The organism is Nocardia sp. NBC_01377, assembly GCF_045040005.1.
Lineage (GTDB): Bacteria > Actinomycetota > Actinomycetes > Mycobacteriales > Mycobacteriaceae > Nocardia > Nocardia noduli.
On sequence record NZ_CP109566.1, the window covers coordinates 8,692,507 to 8,711,797 of the forward strand.

A 19,291-nucleotide genomic window follows, 5' to 3' on the forward strand; every position below is an offset into this window, starting at 1 on the left:
CCGATCATCGCGAAAAGATCGGCAATGCACCGTATTTCAGACCGCTTTCGATACCCCGTGCATCCCGTACCGCTCCCGCGCGGCAGTGGGCGTGGTGGTTTCCAACCGTGCGGGCGGCGCGCCTTCGATGTGCTGGGCGAGAATCCGCCCCGCCATCGGCGCGATGAACGGGGCAGCTCGGAGCAGGCCCGCCTTGTCGAAGCGGGTGAAGGCCCACACCAGGGATTTGGCGGGTGGGGCGACGGCGATGTCGACGATGCCGGGACGGTCGAAGTGGCCGAGCGTGCGCATCCATTTCGGTAGCAGTGCGATCGAGGCGAGCGAAAGCAACCGGCTGCCGACGTAATACGACATGCCCGCACCGTTGCTCCGCGGTGTCCACAGGAGGTGGTGAATTCCCTCTTCGGCGCGTTCGGCCCAGTAGCGGGTCTCCTCCTCGGGTGTGAGAGGTCCGGGGCCGAAGACCTCGTATGCCTTGAGTACCGAATGCCAGCCGGTGATGTGGATCCACAGCTGGGTTTCCGGGCTGTTCGCGCTGTAGCGCTTGCCGCTGATCGGTTCGATGCCGGTCATCGGGGCGTGGATTCGCATCAGGTGATCGGCGGCCTGGACGGCGGTGCGGCCGTCAACGATCCCGACGAGTATCCGCGAGAACGCATAGAAGGCTTCGTCGACGCGGTGGTCCGATTACTGGTCGGCCCGGTCGATTAGTTCGCTAGTCGGCAGCGCACCCCTCGACGACCGACCGCACGATCGGGAAAGTCCGCGCCTCAGCGGTTTTCGCGCGCCAGCCGCATGGTCTCGATCAGCAGTTTCGACACCGCCGCCGCTTCGGTCAGGAATCCGTCGTGCCCGTCGCGGGAATGCACGATCTCCAGACCGTCGCAGCCGGGAAGCAGTTCGGCCAATTCCTGTTGGGTCCGCAGCGGATAGAGCCGATCGGAGTCGACGCCGCCCACCACGCACGGCACCGGGGTCGATGCCAGTGCGGCGGCGACACCGCCGCGTCCACGGCCGACGTCGTGCCGGTTCATCGCCTCGGTCAGCAACACGTAGGTGGCGGGATCGAAACGGCTACAGAGTTTTTCGGCCTGATGTTCCAGGTAGCTCTGCACCGCGTAACGGCCGCCGCGCCACGGATCCTCGTCGCCCTGGGCGTGATTCTCGAAGCGGTGATCCAATTCGCCTTCGGTCCGGTAGGTCAGGTGCGCGATCCGGCGCGCGATACCCATTCCGGCCGTCGGGGCGCGGCCGGTGCCGTGGTAATCGCCGCCCTGCCAGTCCGGATCGGAGGTGATGGCGGCGATCTGGGTGGCCTGGGTGCCGATCTGGTCGGCGGTGGCGCGTGCGCCGACCGCGAGCACCAGGGCCGCCGCCACCCGCGCGGGGGCGGTGATCATCCATTCCAGCACCCGCATACCGCCCATCGACCCGCCGACCACCGCGGCGAGCCGGTCGATGCCGAGCAGATCGGCGAGCGCGATCTCCGCGTTCACCTGATCGCGGATGGAGATCTCCGGAAACCGCGCGCCCCACGGTTTCCCGTCGGGCGCGAGCGACGCGGGCCCGGTGCTGCCCTTGCAGCCGCCGAGCACGTTCGTCGCGATCACACACCATTCGTCGGTGTCGATCGGCGCACCGGGGCCGACCATGCCGTCCCACCAGCCGGGCTGCGAATGCAGCCCGTCGGGCGCGCCGACCACGTGCGAATCACCGGTCAGCGCGTGTTCGACCAGGACGACATTGTCCAGCGCGGGAGACAGTTCGCCCCAGCGCTGCACCGCGAGACCCACATCGGGGACGACGGCGCCGTTCTCCAGCCGGACATCCCCGATGGTGATCACGCCGAGCCGCCCGTCCGGCGGTGGCAGCAATGTCGTACCGGTCACTGGACGGGCGGTGCTCGGCTCGGTGCTCACGGTCACGTCGCCGCCGCGAAACCGGCGCGTAGGTCGGCGAGGATGTCCTCGATGCCCTCGATGCCGACGGCGAGGCGCACCAGGCCGGGCGTCACGCCCGCGGCCGACTGCTCCTCGGGTGTCAGCTGTGAATGTGTGGTCGAGGCCGGGTGGATCACCAGCGACCGCACGTCGCCGATATTGGCGACGTGGCTGTGCAGGGTCAGCGCGTCCACGAATTTCTTGCCCGCGTCGATACCGCCGCGCAGGTCGAAGGCGATGATCGCGCCCGCGCCCTTGGGGGCGAGTGCGGCGGCGCGCTGGTACCACGGCGAGGTGGGCAGACCCGCGTAGAAGACGGCTTCGACGTCCTCGTGGTTCGCGAGGAATTCGGCGACGGCCTTCGCGTTGGAGACGTGCCGCTCGATCCGCAGGCTCAGTGTCTCCAGACCCTGGGCGATCAGGAAGGCGTTGAACGGCGAGATCGCGGCGCCGAGATCGCGCAGCAACTGCACGCGCGCCTTGAGCGCGTAGGCGGGAGCGCCGAGATCGGCGAAGACCGCGCCGTGGTAGCTCGGGTCCGGCGTGGTGAAACCGGGGTAGCGCGACGCGCCGTCGGCGTCGGCCACCGTCCAGTCGAAGGTGCCGCCGTCCACGATGACGCCGCCGATGGCCGTGCCGTGTCCGCCGAGGTATTTCGTCGCCGAGTGTACGACGATGTCGGCGCCGTGGACCAGCGGCTGGATCAGGTACGGGGTGGCGACGGTGTTGTCGACGATCAGCGGGATGCCTGCCGCGTGCGCCACATCGGCGACCCCGCGGATGTCGAAGATGGCGCTACTCGGGTTGGCGATGGTCTCGCCGAAGAAGGCTTTGGTATTGGGCCGGATGGCGGCGCGCCACTGTTCGGGATCGTCCTGATCGTCGACGAAGGAGACCTCGATGCCGAGTTTGGGCAGCGAGTAGTGGAACAGGTTGTAGGTGCCGCCGTAGAGTTGCGGGCTGGAGACGATGTGATCACCGGCCGAGGCCAGGTTGAGGATCGCGTAGGTCTCGGCCGCCTGCCCCGAGGCGACGAGCAGCGCGGCCACTCCGCCCTCCAGCGCGGCGATGCGCTGTTCCACCACGTCCTGGGTGGGATTCATGATGCGCGTGTAGATGTTGCCCGGTTCGGCCAGCCCGAACAGCGCCGCGGCGTGATCGGTGTCGCGGAAGGCGTACGAGGTGGTCTGGTAGATCGGCAGTGCCCGTGCACCGGTGGCCTGATCGGGGGACTGGCCCGCGTGGATCTGTTTGGTCTCGAAGGACCAGGCGGCCGGATCGATCGGGGACGTCGTTGGATCGCTCATATCGTTCTCCAAATGAGGGGTTGTTCGCCGGACGAACGGGTTATCGCAACGCGGGCGACGGACAACAACACATTTCGGGATCCTCCTGAACAGCGCGCTTGCTCCCGGCCTTCGGGAGCCCGGTCATCACCCGGAGCACCCCACCGCAGCTGGAGGGTTGCCGACCAGCGAGCCGGGGCTTGACGCTGGCACTCATGACCTGAGAAACATGGTAACCGGACGGTGCGAAACGCCCGAATTCCGTTGGAAATATCACGCGGATTCGAGCGGGCGCGACTGCGAGCAGATGCGCTGGAGCTCGTTGTACGCGGTGAGTACCGCGGCGCGAGCGGCGCGGGCGGCGGTCTGCGGGTCGCTGTTGACGACCAGCTCCTCGGAATCGGCCATCGCGATATGGCACAGCATCTGCCAGGTGGCCACCACCAGGCGCACGCGCAGGGCGCCGGGGGCGTCGCCGGTGCGTTCGGCCAGGCATCGGGTGATCGCGGTGGTCTTGGTCTCGCCGAATTCCAGAGCGCGGGCGTTGACCGCGGGGCTGTTGCGCGCGATGCGCTGCATTTGCTGGAACTGCCGGAACGAGGTGACGTCCCCGCCGTTGGCGGCGCTGTCGATGATCGCCAGGTAGGCGTTGCACAGCGCGCGCAGATCGCTGTCGGCCCGCGGCTGCTGACGCAGGGCGATGGCGACGCCTTCGCCGAAATCGGAGACCGGGCCGAGGATGATGTCCTCTTTGGTCTCGAAATACCTGTTCACGGTGCGTGGTGACACGTCGGCGGCGTGCGCGATCTGCTCCACGGTGGTCGCCTCGAAGCCCTGGCTGTCGCACAGGTTCAGGGCGACTTCGATGATGCGCGCGCGGGTCTGGATCTTCTTGCGCTCGCGCAGGCTGGGGCCGCAGCGTCCCCGAGCCGAGCCGGTGGCGCGGGCATCGGCGGCCACGTCGATCGGCGCTGGTGAGTCGAGCATTTCCGCATTCTATCCCACGACTGTTACTGTTTGGCAGCCATAGGCAAATGTCTGATTGCGACATTTTTCTCTTGACGCCAAATGTCTGATGGTGACAGGATTAGCCGACTTGATCCGAAAGTCCTGTACTTCGAACGAGGAGACCGAGATGACCGACACCGCATCGGCGGCCGACGCACCGGGGAAACGGGGGAGTTCCGCACGTTGGCTCGCTCTCGCCGTCATCGCGCTGGCACAGCTCATGGTGGTTCTCGACGCCACTATCGTGACCATCGCACTGCCATTCGCACAACGTGATCTCGAGATCAGTCAGGGCAACACCCAGTGGGTGATGACCGCCTACACGCTGATCTTCGGCGGTTTGCTGCTGCTCGGCGGCCGCATGGCGGACTACCTGGGCCGCCGCAACATCTTCATCGCGGGCCTGATCGGCTTCGCCGCCGCGTCGGCGCTGGCCGGACTCGCGCAGAACGGGGCCCAGCTGTTCGTGGGCCGCGGCCTGCAGGGCGCCTTCGCCGCACTGCTCGCACCCGCCGCGCTGTCGCTGGTCTCGGTGACGTTCACCGAGGCGAAGGAGCGCGCGACGGCCTTCTCGATCTTCGCGGGCATCTCCGCCGCGGGCGCCGCCATCGGCTTGCTCGCCGGTGGCGCGCTCACCGAATACGCCTCGTGGCGCTGGACCCTGCTGGTGAACGCCCCGATCGCGATCATCGCGCTGATCGGCGCGCTCACCTTCGTCCTCAAGGACGTCCCCGCGCCGCGCACCGGCGGTTACGACGTGCCGGGCGCCGTCTCGGTGACGTTCGGTCTGGTCGCGATCGTCTATGGCTTCAGTCGCGCCGCCGAGGACGGCTGGACCGCGGGCAGCACGCTGGGTCTGCTCGCCGTCGGCGTCGTCCTGCTCGCGGTCTTCGTCGGGGTCGAGCGGCGCTCGGCGAATCCGCTGCTGCCGTTGCGTATTCCGGGTGAGATCAACCGGGGTGGCGCGCTGATCGTGGCGCTGCTGGTTCCGATCGCGATGTTCGCGATGTTCCTGTTCCTCAGCTTCTACTTCCAGAACACGCTGGGATACACGCCGCTGAAGGCGGGTGTGGCCTTCCTGCCCTTCCCGATCGGCATCGCCATCTCCGCGGGTATCACCAGCACCCTGCTGCCCAAGCTCGGCCCGCGTCCGCTGATGTTGGCGGGCGCCGTGCTCGGCACGATCGGTCTGCTCTGGCTGGCCCAGCTCGGCTTCGGCGACGGCTACGCGTTCAGCGTGCTGCCCGCGCAGTCGCTGATCGCGCTCGGCATGGGCCCGCTGTTCGTCGGCATGCAAGCCGTGGCCCTGCATCAGGTGGACGAGCAGGACTCCGGTGTCGCCAGTGCGCTGCTGAACGCGGCGCAGCAGGTCGGCGGCGCGGTGGGTACCGCGCTGCTCACCACGATCTCCGTGCAGGTCGCCAAGGATTACGTGATCGACAATCCCACCGTGTCCGATCTCGCCGCGCGCGCTTCGATCCACAGCTACGACGTCGCGTTCTACGTGGGCGCGGGCTTCTTCCTGGCCGCGATCCCGGTGATCGCGCTGATGATCCGGGACAAGCCGGAGAATCTGATCGAGGGAGCCGAGGACGACGTCAAGGTGCCGATGGCGGTCTGAGGAAACGAATCCGATCGTGGGTCCGCGTGCCGGTTGCGGTGCGCGGACCCACGTCGGTTCGGCAGGTAGGCGCATTATGCGTGACCTGCGCCGATATGCTCCCGATCACCTGATACCTACCTGCGGGTAACAACTAACACCGTTACCCGGGTACGCTGCGAGGTTACGCACAGTGGTACCTCCCCGCGCGGTGAGCACATCACCAGCAGTACGCTTGTCTTGTTTTGCACCACACGTCCCGCCGACAAGACGGGACATATACGTTGTCTGTTGGAACAGCTGGGGTCCGCTCACAAGCGTGTTCACCTGGCCGTGCAATGAGGGCACCATCCTAGGAGGACACGAAGATCCATGTCCAAGATCAAGGTTGAAGGCACCGTCGTAGAACTCGACGGAGACGAGATGACCCGGATCATCTGGCAGTTCATCAAGGACAAGCTGGTCCATCCCTATCTCGACGTGAACCTCGAGTACTACGACCTGGGAATCGAGTACCGGGACAAAACAGACGACCAGGTCACCATCGACGCCGCGAACGCCATCAAAGAGCACGGCGTCGGCGTCAAATGCGCCACCATCACCCCGGACGAGGCCCGGGTCGAGGAATTCGGCCTGAAGAAGATGTGGCGCTCGCCCAACGGCACCATCCGCAACATCCTGGGCGGAACCATCTTCCGCGCGCCGATCATCATCTCGAACGTGCCGCGCCTGGTCCCCGGTTGGACCAAGCCGATCATCATCGGCCGCCACGCGTTCGGCGATCAGTACCGCGCCACCGACTTCAAGGTCTTCCAGGCCGGCACCGTCACGCTCACCTTCACCCCCGAGGACGGCAGCGAGCCGATCGTCCACGAGGTCGTGAAGATGCCCGAAGAGGGCGGCGTCGTGATGGGCATGTACAACTTCCGCAAGTCCATCGAAGACTTCGCTCGCGCGTCGTTCAACTACGGACTCGCCCAGAACTACCCGGTGTACATGTCCACCAAGAACACCATCCTCAAGGCCTACGACGGCATGTTCAAGGACACCTTCCAGGAAGTCTTCGACGCCGAGTTCAAGACCCAGTTCGACGCGGCGGGCCTCACCTACGAGCACCGCCTCATCGACGACATGGTCGCCTCCTCCATGAAATGGGAGGGCGGCTACGTCTGGGCCTGCAAGAACTACGACGGCGACGTCCAGTCCGACACCGTGGCCCAGGGCTTCGGTTCGCTCGGCCTGATGACTTCCGTGCTGCTCACCCCGGACGGCCGTACCTGCGAGGCGGAGGCCGCACACGGCACCGTCACCAGGCACTACCGGCAGCACCAGCAGGGCAAGCCGACCTCGACCAACCCGATCGCGTCGATCTTCGCCTGGACGCGCGGGCTCGAGCACCGCGGCAAGCTGGACAACACCCCCGAGGTGATCGGTTTCGCCCAGACCCTCGAGGACGTCGTCATCAAGACCGTCGAAGGCGGCCAGATGACCAAGGACCTCGCGGCGCTCGTCGGCGGCGACCAGAGTTACCTGAGCACCGAGGAATTCCTCGGCGCGCTCGACGAGAACCTGGCCCGCGCCCTGCGCTGAGCCAGGTGAGAGAGGCGAGCTCACACGCTCACCTCTTCCGGCGCTGGGATCTCCCAGCGCCGGGCCGACACGGGCACCCGCCCACAGGTGGGTGCCCGAGCTGTCTGCGGTCCACGCGGACATTCGCGGTCGCCGCGGGCAGGTATCTGCCCGTCGCGTCCGAGAATGTCCGGCCGGGCCGGTGCGGGTGGCTCAACTCACGTATGCGCGGGAAGAGATCATGGACGGGCACCTGTTACATGAAGGCGTGACCAGTCCCGTGATCGCGCAGACGACCGTGCCCGCCGAGCGGACGGACTGGCATATCCCGGCCATGCTCGCCCTCGCTCTCGGGGGCTTCGGCATCGGCACCACCGAATTCGTCACCATGGGTTTGCTGCCCGATATCGCGGAGTCCGTGCATGTCTCCGAGCCGACGGCCGGGTACGCGGTGTCGGCCTACGCGCTCGGCGTTGTCGTCGGCGCGCCGGTGATCGCGGCACTGTGCGCGCGGGTCGCGCGCAAGCGGCTGCTCGTGTTCTTGATGGTGGCTTTCACCGTCGGCAATATCGCGAGCGTCTTCGCGCCGAATTTCGCGACCCTGGTCCTCTCCCGTTTCGTCTCCGGTCTGCCGCATGGCGCGTACTTCGGTGTGGCGTCGCTGGCCGCGGCCACATTGGCCCCGGTTGGACAGCGCGCCAAGGCCGTTGCCGCGGTTATGCTGGGATTGAGCGCCGCCAATGTCGTCGGCGTTCCCGCTGCGACGTGGCTCGGTCAGCATCTGGGCTGGCGCGACGCCTATGTGGTGGTGGTGTTCATCGGCGCCGCCACCGTGCTCGCACTCCTGCGATTCGTTCCGGAACTCACCGGAATCAAGATCACCAATCCCGTGACCGAACTCGGCGCGCTGCGACGCCCGCAGGTGCTGCTGACCCTGGCGGTCGGCGCCGTCGGCTTCGGCGGGATGTTCGCCGTCTACACCTACATCACGACCACGCTGACCGATGTCGCCGGCATGTCGTTGAGTCTGGTGCCGATCGTGCTGATGCTGTTCGGCGTCGGCATGGTGGTCGGCAATATCGTCGGTGGCGTGCTCGCCGACCGTGGCGTGGATCGCGCGATCTTCCTGTCGATGATCGCCATGGTCGTCATCCTCGCCGGATTCATCGCCGCCGCGCACAATCCGTTCACCGCGGGAATCGGCGCGTTCCTGATCGGCGCGTCGGGCGCGGCGCTGGCCCCGGGGCTCCAGACCCGGCTGATGGATGTCGCCGCCGACGCGCAGACCCTCGCCGCGGCCCTCAATCACGCGGCCCTCAATATCGCCAACGCGGCGGGTGCGTGGCTCGGCGGCGTGGTCATCGCCGCCGGTCTCGGTTACTCGGCGCCCGCGGCCGTCGGCGCGGGACTCGCCGTGCTCGGTGTCGTCCTGTTCGCGTTGACCGTCTTGGCGGCCCGCGGGAATCCCGCCTGACGCTCACGGTAGAACATACAGGACTGTATGTAAGTGTAGAATCGTCCGAATGACCAGGACCGACGCCCCCAAACCGCAGCGCCGCACCCAGGAGCAGCGCAGCAGCGAAATGCGGACGCGGTTGCTGGACGCGACGATCGACTGTCTGGTCGAGTACGGGTACGTGGGTACCACCACGCCGAGGGTCGCCGAGCGGGCCGGGGTCACCCGGGGTGCGCAGGTCCATCATTTCGGATCCAGGACCGACCTGGTGGTCGCGGCCATCAGCCACCTCGCGCAGCGGCGTGCCGAAACCGCGATGCGCGAGATGGATCGGGTGGTGGTCGGCACCGATCCGGTCGACGCCGCGCTGGCCTTCCTGTGGGAACTGCACCGGGGACCGCTGTTCATCGCCACGGCCGAATTGTGGGTCGCGGGCCGGACCGATCCGGTGCTGGCCTCGGCGATGGAGAAGGTCGAACCTTTCGTCAACAACGCGGTGCTCATGGCGGTGGCCAGATTCGTGCCGGACGAGATGCGCCGCAAGGAAGCCCGCGAGTTCGTCTACACCGCGATGGACGCGCTGCGCGGCATTCTCGTCGCGAATTTCATCGACGCCGATTCCGAACGGGCGCATCGCCGCTGGCGTCGTGCCTGTGTGCATCTGCGGGGGATCGCGAACGCCGCGCTGAAGAAGGTCGACTCGCTCGACTGACGGTCTCCCCTGCGGCCCTGCGGTCCCTCACATACGAGATCAACTGTATGTGGGAGATCCGGCCTCTCATTGCAGGCAGCAGGGTTTCCGAATAGTCGGGGCCGTCGCCATCTTGCGTAGTTACATACATGCTCGTATGTTTGTTATCGGTTCGGTTCGAAGCGATACGTCACGTAGCCACTAGCGCGGGCGGTCCGAAAACTGAGGGAGTTCGATGGCGAACAAGGTCTACGTCGTCGGTGTCGGCATGACGAAATTCGAGAAGCCGGGACGCCGAAAGAACGAGGACGGCACCGATTGGGACTACCCGGATATGGCGAGGGAATCGGGCACCGCCGCGCTCGCCGACGCCGGAATCGACTACCGCGAGGTCGAGCAGGCCTATGTCGGATACGTCTACGGTGAGTCGACTTCCGGCCAGCGCGCGGTCTACGAACTCGGGATGACCGGTATTCCGGTGCTCAACGTGAACAACAACTGTTCCACCGGTTCGACCGCGCTGTATCTCGCGGCCCAGGCCATCAGGGGCGGCCTCGCCGAATGCACGCTGGCGCTCGGTTTCGAGAAGATGCAGCCCGGCTCGCTCGGGTCGACCTGGGACGATCGCGAACAGCCGATGGCCCGGGCCGCGAGCACATGAAGCAATACGGCACCACCGCCGAGCATTTCGCCAAGATCGGCTACAAGAACCACAAGCATTCGGTGAACAATCCGTATTCGCAGTTCCAGGACGAATACACCCTCGATGACATCCTGGGTTCGCGGATGATCTACGACCCGCTCACCAAATTGCAGTGCTCGCCGACCTCCGCGCTCGGCCTCTGCGGGGAGGGCGAGGCCGCGGGGCCCCGCAGACGTGGGCCGAATGGTTCACCATCCACGAGCGTTTCCTCGAAGAACCGCCCGCCGCGCTGGCCGAGGGCTCGAAACTCGTCGCGAAGATCGTCATGCTCGGCATGGCGAACAAACTCGAATGGACCGTGGTGTCCGTGGCACAGCCGCACCGGCTCACCCTCGGTGGCACCGGAATGGCCGGTGTCGAAACCGAATTCACCTTCGATATCCGGGCGAAGGGCGAGGGCGGCAGCACGGTCGTCGTCTCCGGTGATTTCGAGGGCGCGCTCATCAAGGGCGCGCTGGGCAAGGCGGTGGAGAAGGACGGACTCAAACAGCTGGACACCTCGCTGGAACAGCTCGACGCGCTGGCCTCGGCCTGATCTCGAGGGGCGACGATGACAGCGCAGTCCGGCACCCGCGTGGTGGCCTTCGACGACGCGGGTTTGGAAACCTGGTGCGAGGACGAGACTTTCGCGGTCACCTCGGAGCGGATCGCCGAATACGCGGCGGCCACCAACGATCCGATTTCCGCGCACCGCGCCGGTGCGGTGGCGTCACCGGTTTTCGCCATCGTCCCGGTCTTCGAGGCGATGTTGATGCCGGTGATCGATGTCGCGCCGACGAATATCTTCGGCCGGGTCGTGCACGGCGAGCAGGATTTCCACTTCCACCGGGCGATCGAGCCGGGCGACCGGCTGGTGTCACGGGCCAAGGCGATCGGCTACACCAGTCGGGCCAACGGGACCTCTATCTCGATACTCGTCGAATGTCGTGACGGTGCCGGGGAATTGGTCAACGAGCAGTATCTGACCGCCTTCTTCCGTGATATCCACGCGAGCAAGTCGGTCGGCGCGGCCGCGCCGACACATAAATTCGACGAGGCGCTGCGGTCGACCGTGCCGGTGGCGGTGGTGTCCCAACACGTCGACACCGACCAGACCTACCGCTACGCGCCCGCGGCGGGTGATCCGGTGCCGCTGCACCTGGACGAGCAGGTCGCCACGGACGCGGGACTGCCGGGCATCATCGCGCACGGTCTGTGCACCATGGCGTTCGCGTCGTGGGCGGTGCTGACCGAGGTGGCGGGCTCGGACACCCGTCGACTGACGCGATTCGCGGTGCGTTTCGCCAAGATGGTCTTCCCCGGCGACGACCTGGAGACCCGTGTCTGGAAGGCCGGATCCGAGAACGGGAAGACCACCTACGCCTTCGAAACGGTGCGCGGGACCGACGTCGTCCTCAGCGACGGGTGTCCGAGCCCGCCACCTCGGTCAGCACCGACGACGTCGCGAGCTGGGAGGGAGCGCGGAAACTCGTCGAACAGGCGGTCGCGGAATTCGGCGGACTCGACGTGGTGGTCAACAACGCGGGCATCCTGCGCGACGCCTTCCTCGCCGGAATGACGGAATCGCAGTGGGACGCGGTGATCGCGGTCCATCTGAAGGGGCACGCCGCGATGCTGCACCACGCGGGCGCGTACTGGAAACAGCAGAGCAAGGCGGGCAATCGGCCCAGCGCGGCGGTCGTCAACACCGCGTCGGCCTCGGGAACCACACTGCCCAACGCCGGACAGGCCAACTACGGCGCGGCCAAGGCCGCGATCGCCGCGCTGACCCTGGTGGCCGCGGAGGAATTCGGGCGCTACGGCGTGCGGGTCAACGCCATCGCGCCGATCGCGCGCACCCGGCTCACCCTCGCCACCCCCGGTATGGGCGCGATGCTGGCCGCCGAGGCCGAACAACTCGGCGCGGACGAATTCGACGCCTTCAGCCCCGCCAATATCTCCCCGCTGGTCGCATACTTGGCATCGGACGAGTGCGTGACGACCGGCAAGGTTTTCGCCGTCCAGGGCGGCGCCATCTCGGAGCTGTCCGTCCGGCACGACGTGAAGACGATCGAGGCCGAAGGGCCGTGGCTCATCGATGATATCGCCGCCCGGCTGCCGTGATCAGGTAAGGAGAACAACGATGTTCGAATGGTCCGAAACCGACGTGATGATCCGCGATGCCGTGCGGACCTTCGTCGACAAGGAGGTCCGTCCCCATCTCGACGCGCTCGACATCGGTGAGATGACGCCGTATCCGATCATCCGGAAACTGTTCGGCGAGTTCGGCATCGACGCCGTCGCGGGTGAGGCGATCGAGAAATCGCTGGCCAAGGAACAGGCGAAGGCCGAGGCGGTCGCGGCCGGTGAGCCCGCACCGGAGAAGAAATCCTCCGGCGGAAGCCCTTTCGCGGGGCAGGAATCCATGATGGCGGTGCTGATCGGCGAATTATCCGGCGTGTGTATGGGTTTGGTGACCGCGCTGGGTGTCTCCATCGGACTCGGCGCCACCACCATTATGTCGCGCGGGACGCTCGCCCAGAAACAGCGTTGGCTCGCCGATATCGTGACCATGCGCAAGGTCGCGGCGTGGGCCATCACCGAACCGGATTCCGGATCGGACGCTTTCGGCGGGATGAAATCCTATGTCCGGCGCGACGGTGACGACTACATCCTCAACGGACAGAAGACGTTCATCACCAACGGTCCCTTCGCCGACGTCGTGGTCGTCTACGCCAAACTCGACGAGGGTGACGGCGCCGACAAACGCGACCGCAAGGTGCTCACCTTCGTCCTCGACGCGGGGATGGAGGGCTTCACGCAGGGCAAACCGTTCAAGAAGATGGGGCTGCACTCCTCGCCGACGGGCGAGCTGTTCTTCGACGGTGTGCGCCTGGGTCGTGACCGGCTGCTCGGTGAGACCGAGGAGCATCGCGGCGGCGACGGCCGCGACAGCGCCCGCTCCAGTTTCACCGCCGAACGGATCGGCGTCGGTTTCATGGCGCTCGGCATCATCAACGAATGCCATCGTCTGTGCCTGGAGTACGCGAAGAGTCGCAAACTCTGGGGACAGGAGATCGGGCGATTCCAGCTGGTCCAGTTGAAACTGGCGAAGATGGAGGTCGCGCGGATCAACGTGCAGAACATGGTCTTCAACGTGCTGGAGCGGGGGCGCGCGGGTAAACCGCCGAGCCTGGCCGAAGCGTCGGCGATCAAGCTGTACGCCTCCGAGGCCGCGACGGAAGTGGCCATGGAGGCGGTCCAGTTGTTCGGCGGTAACGGGTACATGACCGAATACCGGGTCGAGCAGCTCGCCCGCGACGCCAAATCGCTCATGATCTACGCGGGCAGCAACGAGATCCAGGTGACCCACATCGCCAAAGGTCTCCTCGCGCAATAGGCGCGGAACCGGGTGCGGCGCGCGCCGCACCCGGACCGGTCACACCGCGCGCAGGCGGGTGCGGCTGGCGTACACGTGTTCGGCGATCAGCGTGGCCATCCGGTCGGGGGCCTCCAGCATGGGGACATGCCCGACCCCGTTGACGAGGATGCGGTCGGCCGACTCGGGCAGTTCCCGCAGGAAACGGCGCGCGTAGACGCGGTTGGGGATGATGTGGTCGTGTTCGGCCAGCAGCAGCCGTACCGGCGTGGTCAGGGTGGACAGATCCTCCAGCGCGGGCGCGCGCAGACCGCCGAGGAGCATCGGGATCATCGCGTCGCAGTGCAGGGCGGCGGTGATGGCCGCCATGGCCTCGCGGCGGGGCACCGAGGCGGCGCTGCGGCCGAGCAGCAGACTCGCGAAACGCTGGACCACCGGATTCCCGGCGGCGAAATCGCCCATCAGCTTGCCGAATTCGACCAGCGGCACCAGCGACAGGAATTTGATCCCGACCCGGATCTGGGTCAGCGAGGGCGAATTCCAGCCGCCCGCGGGCGCGATCAGGGTGAGGGTGCGAGCCCGGCCGCGCCTGGCCAATTCGACACCGACCCACCCGCCGAGCGAATTGCCCGCGATATGACAAGTGCGCCAACCGAGTTCGTCGAGCTGTCGTTCGACCCGATCGGCCAGGACGTGCACGTTCATCGCCGGTCCGTCGGGCGCCTCGGCGCCCCAGTGCCCAGCGAAGGCCGGGGCGAAGACCTCGCACTGCCCGGCGAGGCGGGCCGCGGTCTGCTCCCAGCAGTGCGGCGACAACATGAAACCGTGCAGCAGGAGCAACGGGTCACCCGAACCCATGTGCAGCGCTTGTGTCGGCTTCGGCCTGGTGCGGGGTTTCCGGACGGAGCGTTTCGCCGTGGTCGCGCGTTTCGCGGTGACGGCGCGCGTAGCGGGGGCCAGGGGGTTGGAGGCATCGGACGTCATCGTCGTCACCCCTTCCTGGACTGCGATGTCCGGCAGAGTATGTCTGACCTGCATTGTACGGTCGTCCAGTTGTTTGCGACAGCGTTTACCGACATGACCGGGCCGACGCCGGACTCCGGGGGACGGTCCTGTGGGAGTGGGGCGCATGGTGAGCGCTGTACCGTCGTCACGTGCCCTACATCATCTCTAGCGTCAACGTCAACGGCATCCGCGCTGCTACGGGCAAGACCGGCAAAGGGATGCTCGAATGGCTGGCCACCACCGAGGCCGACATCGTCTGTGTCCAGGAGACCCGTGCCACCGACGCCCAGACGCGCGCCGCGCTCGCCTCGGTCCTCGACGCGGGCTGGTACCTAGCGCACGCCGAACCGGGTCTCAAGGGCCGGGCCGGGGTAGGGATCCTGTCGCGGCGCGAACCGTCGGCGGTCCGGATCGGTTTCGGCAGCCCGGAATTCGACGGCGCGGCCCGCTACATCGAGGCCGATTTCGACGAGTTGACCGTCGCCAGCGTGTACGTGCACACCGGCGAGGCGGATACGCCGATGCAGGACGAGAAGTACCGGTTCCTCGGGCAGCTCGGGGAGCACCTGACCTCGCGGGCACAGGATTTCGTGATCTGCGGCGACTGGAACGTCGCCCATACCGAACTCGACATCAAGAACTGGAAGGGCAATGTGAAGAATTCGGGTTTCCTGCCGGGCGAGCGCGCCTGGATCGACGGGATACTCGCGGCGGGCTACGTCGACACGGTGCGCGCCCTGCACCCCGGCGTGCCGGGTCCCTACAGCTGGTGGACCTACCGCGGTCGCGCCTACGACAACGACGTCGGCTGGAGGATCGATTACCACCTGGCGCGCGGCGAGGTGGCGGCACGGGCCAAACAGGCGATCGTGGAACGCGCGCCCACCTACGCCCTGCGCTGGTCCGATCACGCCCCGGTGACGGTGCAGTACCGATGAAACTCGACCCCAAGGTGATGCGTCTGCTGAGCGCGCTCGTCGCGCTGGCGGTGGTGGTGCTCGTCGCCGTGCTGGCCGGGCGTGGCGGCGAGACCGGCGGTACCGATTCGACCGCGAAGAACACCGCCGTCACCTCGCTGTCCCCGACGACCACCCGGGCCGCCGCCGCCTCTCCCGTCGCGTCGCCCGCCGCACCCGCGCGAGTCGCGGGCGTTCCGGAGCGCGCCTACGAGACCCTGGTCGAGATCGACGCGGGACGCTGGCCGGATTCGGCGAACGCGCCGGGTACCAAGGGCGGCGAGCAATGGATGAATCGCGGCGGCGACCTGCCTCGCACCGATACCGACGGCCGTGCCGTCACCTATCGGGAATGGGATGTGAACCCCAAGCAACGCAACAGATCCCGCGACGCCGAACGCATCGTCACCGGCAGCGACGGATCCGCTTGGTACACCGGTGACCACTACACGACTTTCACGAGGATGCGCTGATGAACAAACCGGTTCCGTTGTCGCAGTTCCTTGCCCGTCCCGTCGCGCTCGGCGCGGCGCCGATGGTCGCGGCCGTCTCCAAGGCGAGCGGTCCTGCCCTCGGCGCGCTCAGCGTCGACGCGGCCGAGTTGAGCAGTCTGCGTTCTCGCGCGCCGAGTGGCTATCAGGTGCGGGAGTTGCGCTCCGCGAAGATGCGCGGCCTCACCGGACTGTTCGACGAATTCGCCGCCGCGTTCCAATTCCCTTACTACTTCGGCGCCAACAAGGACGCCTTCGACGAATGTCTGCGTGACCTGGACGATTTCATCGGCAAGGCGCCGGGCTACATCGTGGTGCTCCGCACCTCGGACGAACTGCTCGCCGACGCGCCGCGCGAGCGAGAATGGTTCACCACCGCGATGCGTGACTGCGCCGACTACTGGGCCAGACGCGAGGTCGCCTTCCGCGTGATCTTCCAGGGCAAACCCGCTCCGCCCCGGATCGCGCCGCTCAGCCTCGACTGAGCCGCCGCTCGGGAGAGCCGCCGCTCGGGAAAGCCGCCGCCGAGGACGTCCTCGGCGGCGGTTCCGTCAGCCCGGTCGGCCCGCGAGATCCTCGCCGAGCAGGACGAAGACGTCGGTGGTGTGGTCGATCAGTTCCTCGCGGGTCATGGGGAGATCGCCCTGGAGCCAGGCGGTGAGGGTCTGCACCAGTCCGCCGACCAGGTAGGTGGCGCGGAAATCGATCACCGGCTCGGGGGCGGCCGTTCCGTAGAAGTCGATGCCCTGTGCGGCGACCAGCCTCGCGAAGATCCGGACGGTCTCGGTGGTCCTCGCCCGCAGTTCGGGGGTCGGCGTTCTATCTGCTGGTGCGCGGCAGCCTGCCGCCGCGCATCCGCGAGCTGTAAGGCATGGACTGGAGCGCGGCCGATCAACTCGGCTATCGCGCCCTCGCCACCGGCATCCGGGCCGCGCACATCCGCCCGCCGCTGGTGCTGCGCGGCACGCTGGCCGGGCCGAGCGCGCCCGCACGCTGGTTTCGCGCCGCGAACACGAACTCGCGCGCACCGGGCGTCCGAGTATGCCCGGTGTGGAGCCGCGCACCCGGGCGGCGCGAAATTCCGCTTGAGTGGCATGGAAGGATTGGCGGCATGTCCAGTCCTGCGCACACCCCGGCCGCAGAACGCAAGCAGCGTGCCCTGTCCGGGATCCAGCCGACCAGCGAATCGTTCCATATCGGTAACTATCTCGGTGCGCTGCAGTACTGGGTGACGATGCAGGACGAATACGACGCGTTGTACTTCATCCCGGACATGCACGCGATCACCGCGCCGCAGGATCCCAAGCAGCTGCGGGCCCGGACCAAGTCCGCGGCTGCCCAGTTGCTCGCGATCGGTGTCGACCCGAAGAAATCGACGTTGTTCGTGCAGAGTCAAGTGCCCGAGCACGCCGAACTCGCGTGGGTGCTCGGCTGCATCACAGGATTCGGCGAGGCGAGCCGGATGACGCAGTTCAAGGACAAGTCGGTCAAACAGGGCGCCGAGAACGCCACCGTCGGCCTGTTCACCTATCCGGTACTGCAAGCCGCCGACATCCTGCTCTACCGGCCGCATCAGGTCCCCGTCGGCGAGGACCAGCGCCAGCACCTCGAACTCACCCGAAACCTGGCCCAGCGCTTCAACACCCGCTTCAAGAAGACGTTCGTGGTGCCGGAGGCCCATATCGTCAAGGGCACGGCCAAGATCTACGACCTACAGGATCCGACGGCGAAGATGAGCAAATCCGCGTCGACGGACGCGGGGCTGATCAACCTGCTCGACGACCCCAAGGTGACGGCGAAGAAGATCCGATCCGCCGTCACCGACACCGAGCGCGAGATCCGCTACGACCCGGAGGCCAAACCGGGCGTCAGCAATCTGCTGGTGATCCTCAGCTCGTTGATCGGTACGCCGATCGTCACGCTGGAACAGGATTACGCCGGAAAGGGTTACGGCGACCTGAAATCCGACGTCGCCGACGCGCTGGTCGAATTTGTCACGCCGTTGCGTGCGAAGGTGGAAGAGTATTTGGCGGATCAGGGCGAACTCGACCGCATCCTCGCCGGTGGCGCCGAGCGGGCGAGGGAGATCGCGAGCAACACCCTCGCGCAGGTCTACGAACGGGTCGGCTTCCTGGCTCGCTGACGCGGCGGTACCCGCGAGGTTTCGGTTCGAAGGGGCTGGACAGTGCAGGCGATCGACAAAAGCAAGGCCTGGGTGGAACGTCGCGTTCAGGCGCGCCCGTGGCTCGATCACATGATCCGGGCGGGCGGGCGCTATCAGCGTCAGCGTGGTGACTACTACGCGGCGGGCATCACCTATTTCACGGTGCTGTCGCTGTTCCCGTTGCTGATGGTCGCGTTCGCGGTCGCGGGTTTCATCCTGTCCAGTCACCCGAGCCTGCTCGTGGAGATGCAGGAGAAGATCGTCGAGAACATTCCGGGTTCGCTCGGCGAGCAGATCAACGAGCTGATCGATCAGGCCATCAAGTCGCGCGGCGCCGTCGGTGTCCTCGGCCTGCTCGGCGCCGCCTACGCCGGACTGGGCTGGATGGCGAATCTGCGGGCCGCCCTCACCGAACAGTGGGACCAGAAGACCCAGGAACCCAACTGGTTCATGAGCAAACTCTCGGATCTGGGCGCGCTGGTCGGACTCGGGCTCGCTTTCGTCATCTCGTTCGGACTCTCCGCGCTCGGGTCGAGCACCCTCGGCTCGGAAGTGCTTCGATCACTCGGCCTCTCGGATCTGCCCGGCGCCCGTTTCCTGCTGGCCCTCGCCTCCATCGTGCTCGCCCTGCTGGCGACCTGGGCGGTGTTCGCCTGGATCATCGCCAGGTTGCCGCGCGAGCCCGTCACGCTCACGAGCGCGGCGCGGGCGGCCCTGCTGGCGGCGGTGGCCTTCGAGGCGTTCAAATTCGTCGCCTCGATCTATTTGCAGATCGTGCTGCGCAGTCCGGCGGGCGCCACCTTCGGCTCGATCATCGGCCTGATGGTCTTCAGCTACATCACCTACCGCATCATCCTGTTCGCCACCGCGTGGGCCGCCACCGCCCGCGACAACCTCCACGAAGCCGACACCCCGGTGCCCGCGCCCGCCGTCATCAGGCCGCGCGTGAGCGGTCCCGGCGCGTCTCCCGGGACAGCGGTCGCCTTCGGCGCGGGTGCGCTCGCGGCCTTGGCGCTGACCCAGGTGCGCCGGTTCTCCGGGCGGCGCTGAGCCGCTCGGCTGAT

General features: G+C 66.8%; 19 protein-coding genes, 2 pseudogenes and 1 riboswitch. Of the genes and pseudogenes, 15 read left to right on the forward strand and 6 right to left on the reverse strand.

Annotated features, from left to right (window positions below):
- Positions 1 to 36: 36 nt before the first annotated feature.
- Positions 37 to 591 (reverse strand): oxygenase MpaB family protein, encoded by a 555-nt coding sequence (locus OG225_RS39670; protein WP_405179736.1) that lies wholly within the window; start codon positions 589 to 591, stop codon positions 37 to 39.
- Here OG225_RS39670 and OG225_RS39675 point away from each other — a divergent pair.
- Positions 580 to 711: a hypothetical protein gene (locus tag OG225_RS39675; RefSeq protein WP_405179737.1), complete on the forward strand. Its 132-nt coding sequence runs from the start codon at positions 580 to 582 to the stop codon at positions 709 to 711. The two genes, OG225_RS39670 and OG225_RS39675, sit on opposite strands and share 12 nt — an antisense overlap.
- A 59-nt stretch (positions 712 to 770) precedes the next feature.
- Here OG225_RS39675 and OG225_RS39680 read toward each other — a convergent pair whose 3' ends face one another.
- The 3 genes from OG225_RS39680 to OG225_RS39690 all read right to left on the reverse strand — a co-directional run bounded on the left by OG225_RS39680 (position 771) and on the right by OG225_RS39690 (position 4,213).
- Positions 771 to 1,925, reverse strand: coding sequence for a homoserine O-acetyltransferase (locus tag OG225_RS39680; protein ID WP_405179738.1), 1,155 nt, complete (start codon positions 1,923 to 1,925; stop codon positions 771 to 773).
- On the reverse strand, positions 1,922 to 3,247 hold the full coding sequence (locus tag OG225_RS39685) for a bifunctional o-acetylhomoserine/o-acetylserine sulfhydrylase (protein ID WP_405179739.1): 1,326 nt from the start codon (positions 3,245 to 3,247) through the stop codon (positions 1,922 to 1,924). Before OG225_RS39685 ends, OG225_RS39680 begins: the two co-directional genes overlap by 4 nt.
- An 89-nt stretch (positions 3,248 to 3,336) precedes the next feature.
- Positions 3,337 to 3,447: riboswitch (SAM riboswitch) on the reverse strand.
- Positions 3,448 to 3,499: 52 nt separating this feature from the next.
- Entirely contained in the window at positions 3,500 to 4,213 is a 714-nt protein-coding gene (locus tag OG225_RS39690) for a TetR/AcrR family transcriptional regulator (RefSeq protein ID WP_405179740.1), read from the reverse strand.
- Positions 4,214 to 4,361: 148 nt separating this feature from the next.
- On the opposite strand from OG225_RS39690, the gene OG225_RS39695 reads away from it, so the two are divergent.
- From OG225_RS39695 to OG225_RS39735, 9 genes and pseudogenes are all read left to right on the forward strand, one after another.
- The gene (locus OG225_RS39695; protein ID WP_405179741.1) at positions 4,362 to 5,855 is read left to right on the forward strand and encodes an MFS transporter; all 1,494 of its coding nucleotides are present in this window, start codon (positions 4,362 to 4,364) and stop codon (positions 5,853 to 5,855) included.
- 351 nt (positions 5,856 to 6,206) lie between these two features.
- Positions 6,207 to 7,424 (forward strand): NADP-dependent isocitrate dehydrogenase, encoded by a 1,218-nt coding sequence (locus OG225_RS39700; protein WP_405179742.1) that lies wholly within the window; start codon positions 6,207 to 6,209, stop codon positions 7,422 to 7,424.
- 220 nt (positions 7,425 to 7,644) lie between these two features.
- On the forward strand, positions 7,645 to 8,877 hold the full coding sequence (locus OG225_RS39705) for an MFS transporter (RefSeq protein WP_405179743.1): 1,233 nt from the start codon (positions 7,645 to 7,647) through the stop codon (positions 8,875 to 8,877).
- A gap of 49 nt (positions 8,878 to 8,926) precedes the next feature.
- Positions 8,927 to 9,571: a TetR/AcrR family transcriptional regulator gene (locus OG225_RS39710; RefSeq protein WP_405179744.1), complete on the forward strand. Its 645-nt coding sequence runs from the start codon at positions 8,927 to 8,929 to the stop codon at positions 9,569 to 9,571.
- A gap of 214 nt (positions 9,572 to 9,785) precedes the next feature.
- Positions 9,786 to 10,381 (forward strand): annotated as a pseudogene (locus tag OG225_RS39715) (beta-ketoacyl synthase N-terminal-like domain-containing protein); the annotation flags it as partial.
- Positions 10,366 to 10,788, forward strand: a complete 423-nt coding sequence (locus OG225_RS39720; RefSeq protein WP_405179745.1) for an SRPBCC family protein — start codon at positions 10,366 to 10,368, stop codon at positions 10,786 to 10,788. The pseudogene OG225_RS39715 and the gene OG225_RS39720, both read left to right, overlap by 16 nt.
- 15 nt (positions 10,789 to 10,803) lie before the next feature.
- Positions 10,804 to 11,565: pseudogene (locus OG225_RS39725) on the forward strand (MaoC/PaaZ C-terminal domain-containing protein); the annotation flags it as partial.
- Positions 11,469 to 12,356 (forward strand): SDR family oxidoreductase, encoded by an 888-nt coding sequence (locus tag OG225_RS39730; protein ID WP_405179746.1) that lies wholly within the window; start codon positions 11,469 to 11,471, stop codon positions 12,354 to 12,356. The pseudogene OG225_RS39725 and the gene OG225_RS39730, both read left to right, overlap by 97 nt.
- A 19-nt stretch (positions 12,357 to 12,375) precedes the next feature.
- Positions 12,376 to 13,632 (forward strand): acyl-CoA dehydrogenase family protein, encoded by a 1,257-nt coding sequence (locus tag OG225_RS39735; RefSeq protein ID WP_405179747.1) that lies wholly within the window; start codon positions 12,376 to 12,378, stop codon positions 13,630 to 13,632.
- A gap of 39 nt (positions 13,633 to 13,671) precedes the next feature.
- Here the strand turns inward: OG225_RS39735 and OG225_RS39740 are convergent, their stop codons facing one another.
- On the reverse strand, positions 13,672 to 14,595 hold the full coding sequence (locus OG225_RS39740; protein ID WP_405179748.1) for an alpha/beta fold hydrolase: 924 nt from the start codon (positions 14,593 to 14,595) through the stop codon (positions 13,672 to 13,674).
- Between the two features lie 170 nt (positions 14,596 to 14,765).
- On the opposite strand from OG225_RS39740, the gene OG225_RS39745 reads away from it, so the two are divergent.
- Genes OG225_RS39745 through OG225_RS39755 form a run of 3 tightly spaced genes read left to right on the forward strand, consistent with a single transcriptional unit; the run spans position 14,766 to position 16,548 of the window.
- On the forward strand, positions 14,766 to 15,554 hold the full coding sequence (locus tag OG225_RS39745) for an exodeoxyribonuclease III (protein ID WP_405179749.1): 789 nt from the start codon (positions 14,766 to 14,768) through the stop codon (positions 15,552 to 15,554).
- On the forward strand, positions 15,551 to 16,045 hold the full coding sequence (locus OG225_RS39750; protein WP_405179750.1) for a ribonuclease domain-containing protein: 495 nt from the start codon (positions 15,551 to 15,553) through the stop codon (positions 16,043 to 16,045). The genes OG225_RS39745 and OG225_RS39750 overlap by 4 nt, the downstream gene beginning before the upstream one ends.
- Entirely contained in the window at positions 16,045 to 16,548 is a 504-nt protein-coding gene (locus OG225_RS39755) for a barstar family protein (RefSeq protein WP_109525539.1), read from the forward strand. Before OG225_RS39750 ends, OG225_RS39755 begins: the two co-directional genes overlap by 1 nt.
- A 66-nt stretch (positions 16,549 to 16,614) precedes the next feature.
- Here OG225_RS39755 and OG225_RS39760 read toward each other — a convergent pair whose 3' ends face one another.
- Complete coding sequence (locus OG225_RS39760) at positions 16,615 to 16,773, reverse strand: TetR-like C-terminal domain-containing protein (protein ID WP_405179751.1); 159 nt, start codon at positions 16,771 to 16,773, stop codon at positions 16,615 to 16,617.
- Between the two features lie 401 nt (positions 16,774 to 17,174).
- Between OG225_RS39760 and trpS the strand changes: the two genes are divergently transcribed.
- Positions 17,175 to 18,206, forward strand: coding sequence for a tryptophan--tRNA ligase (gene trpS / locus OG225_RS39765; protein WP_405179752.1), 1,032 nt, complete (start codon positions 17,175 to 17,177; stop codon positions 18,204 to 18,206).
- Positions 18,207 to 18,248: 42 nt separating this feature from the next.
- Entirely contained in the window at positions 18,249 to 19,277 is a 1,029-nt protein-coding gene (gene yhjD, locus OG225_RS39770) for an inner membrane protein YhjD (RefSeq protein WP_405179753.1), read from the forward strand.
- Positions 19,278 to 19,291 lie beyond the last annotated feature (14 nt).

Coding starts and splice junctions, on each gene's coding strand:
- OG225_RS39685 (WP_405179739.1), bottom strand. CDS start 3,247: ATGAGCGATCCAACGACGTCCCCGATCGATCCGGCCGCCTGGTCCTTC.
- OG225_RS39700 (WP_405179742.1), top strand. CDS start 6,207: ATGTCCAAGATCAAGGTTGAAGGCACCGTCGTAGAACTCGACGGAGAC.
- OG225_RS39750 (WP_405179750.1), top strand. CDS start 15,551: ATGAAACTCGACCCCAAGGTGATGCGTCTGCTGAGCGCGCTCGTCGCG.
- OG225_RS39690 (WP_405179740.1), bottom strand. CDS start 4,213: ATGCTCGACTCACCAGCGCCGATCGACGTGGCCGCCGATGCCCGCGCC.
- OG225_RS39740 (WP_405179748.1), bottom strand. CDS start 14,595: ATGACGTCCGATGCCTCCAACCCCCTGGCCCCCGCTACGCGCGCCGTC.
- OG225_RS39735 (WP_405179747.1), top strand. CDS start 12,376: ATGTTCGAATGGTCCGAAACCGACGTGATGATCCGCGATGCCGTGCGG.
- OG225_RS39670 (WP_405179736.1), bottom strand. CDS start 591: ATGCGAATCCACGCCCCGATGACCGGCATCGAACCGATCAGCGGCAAG.
- OG225_RS39710 (WP_405179744.1), top strand. CDS start 8,927: ATGACCAGGACCGACGCCCCCAAACCGCAGCGCCGCACCCAGGAGCAG.
- trpS (WP_405179752.1), top strand. CDS start 17,175: ATGTCCAGTCCTGCGCACACCCCGGCCGCAGAACGCAAGCAGCGTGCC.
- OG225_RS39755 (WP_109525539.1), top strand. CDS start 16,045: ATGAACAAACCGGTTCCGTTGTCGCAGTTCCTTGCCCGTCCCGTCGCG.
- OG225_RS39705 (WP_405179743.1), top strand. CDS start 7,645: ATGGACGGGCACCTGTTACATGAAGGCGTGACCAGTCCCGTGATCGCG.
- OG225_RS39695 (WP_405179741.1), top strand. CDS start 4,362: ATGACCGACACCGCATCGGCGGCCGACGCACCGGGGAAACGGGGGAGT.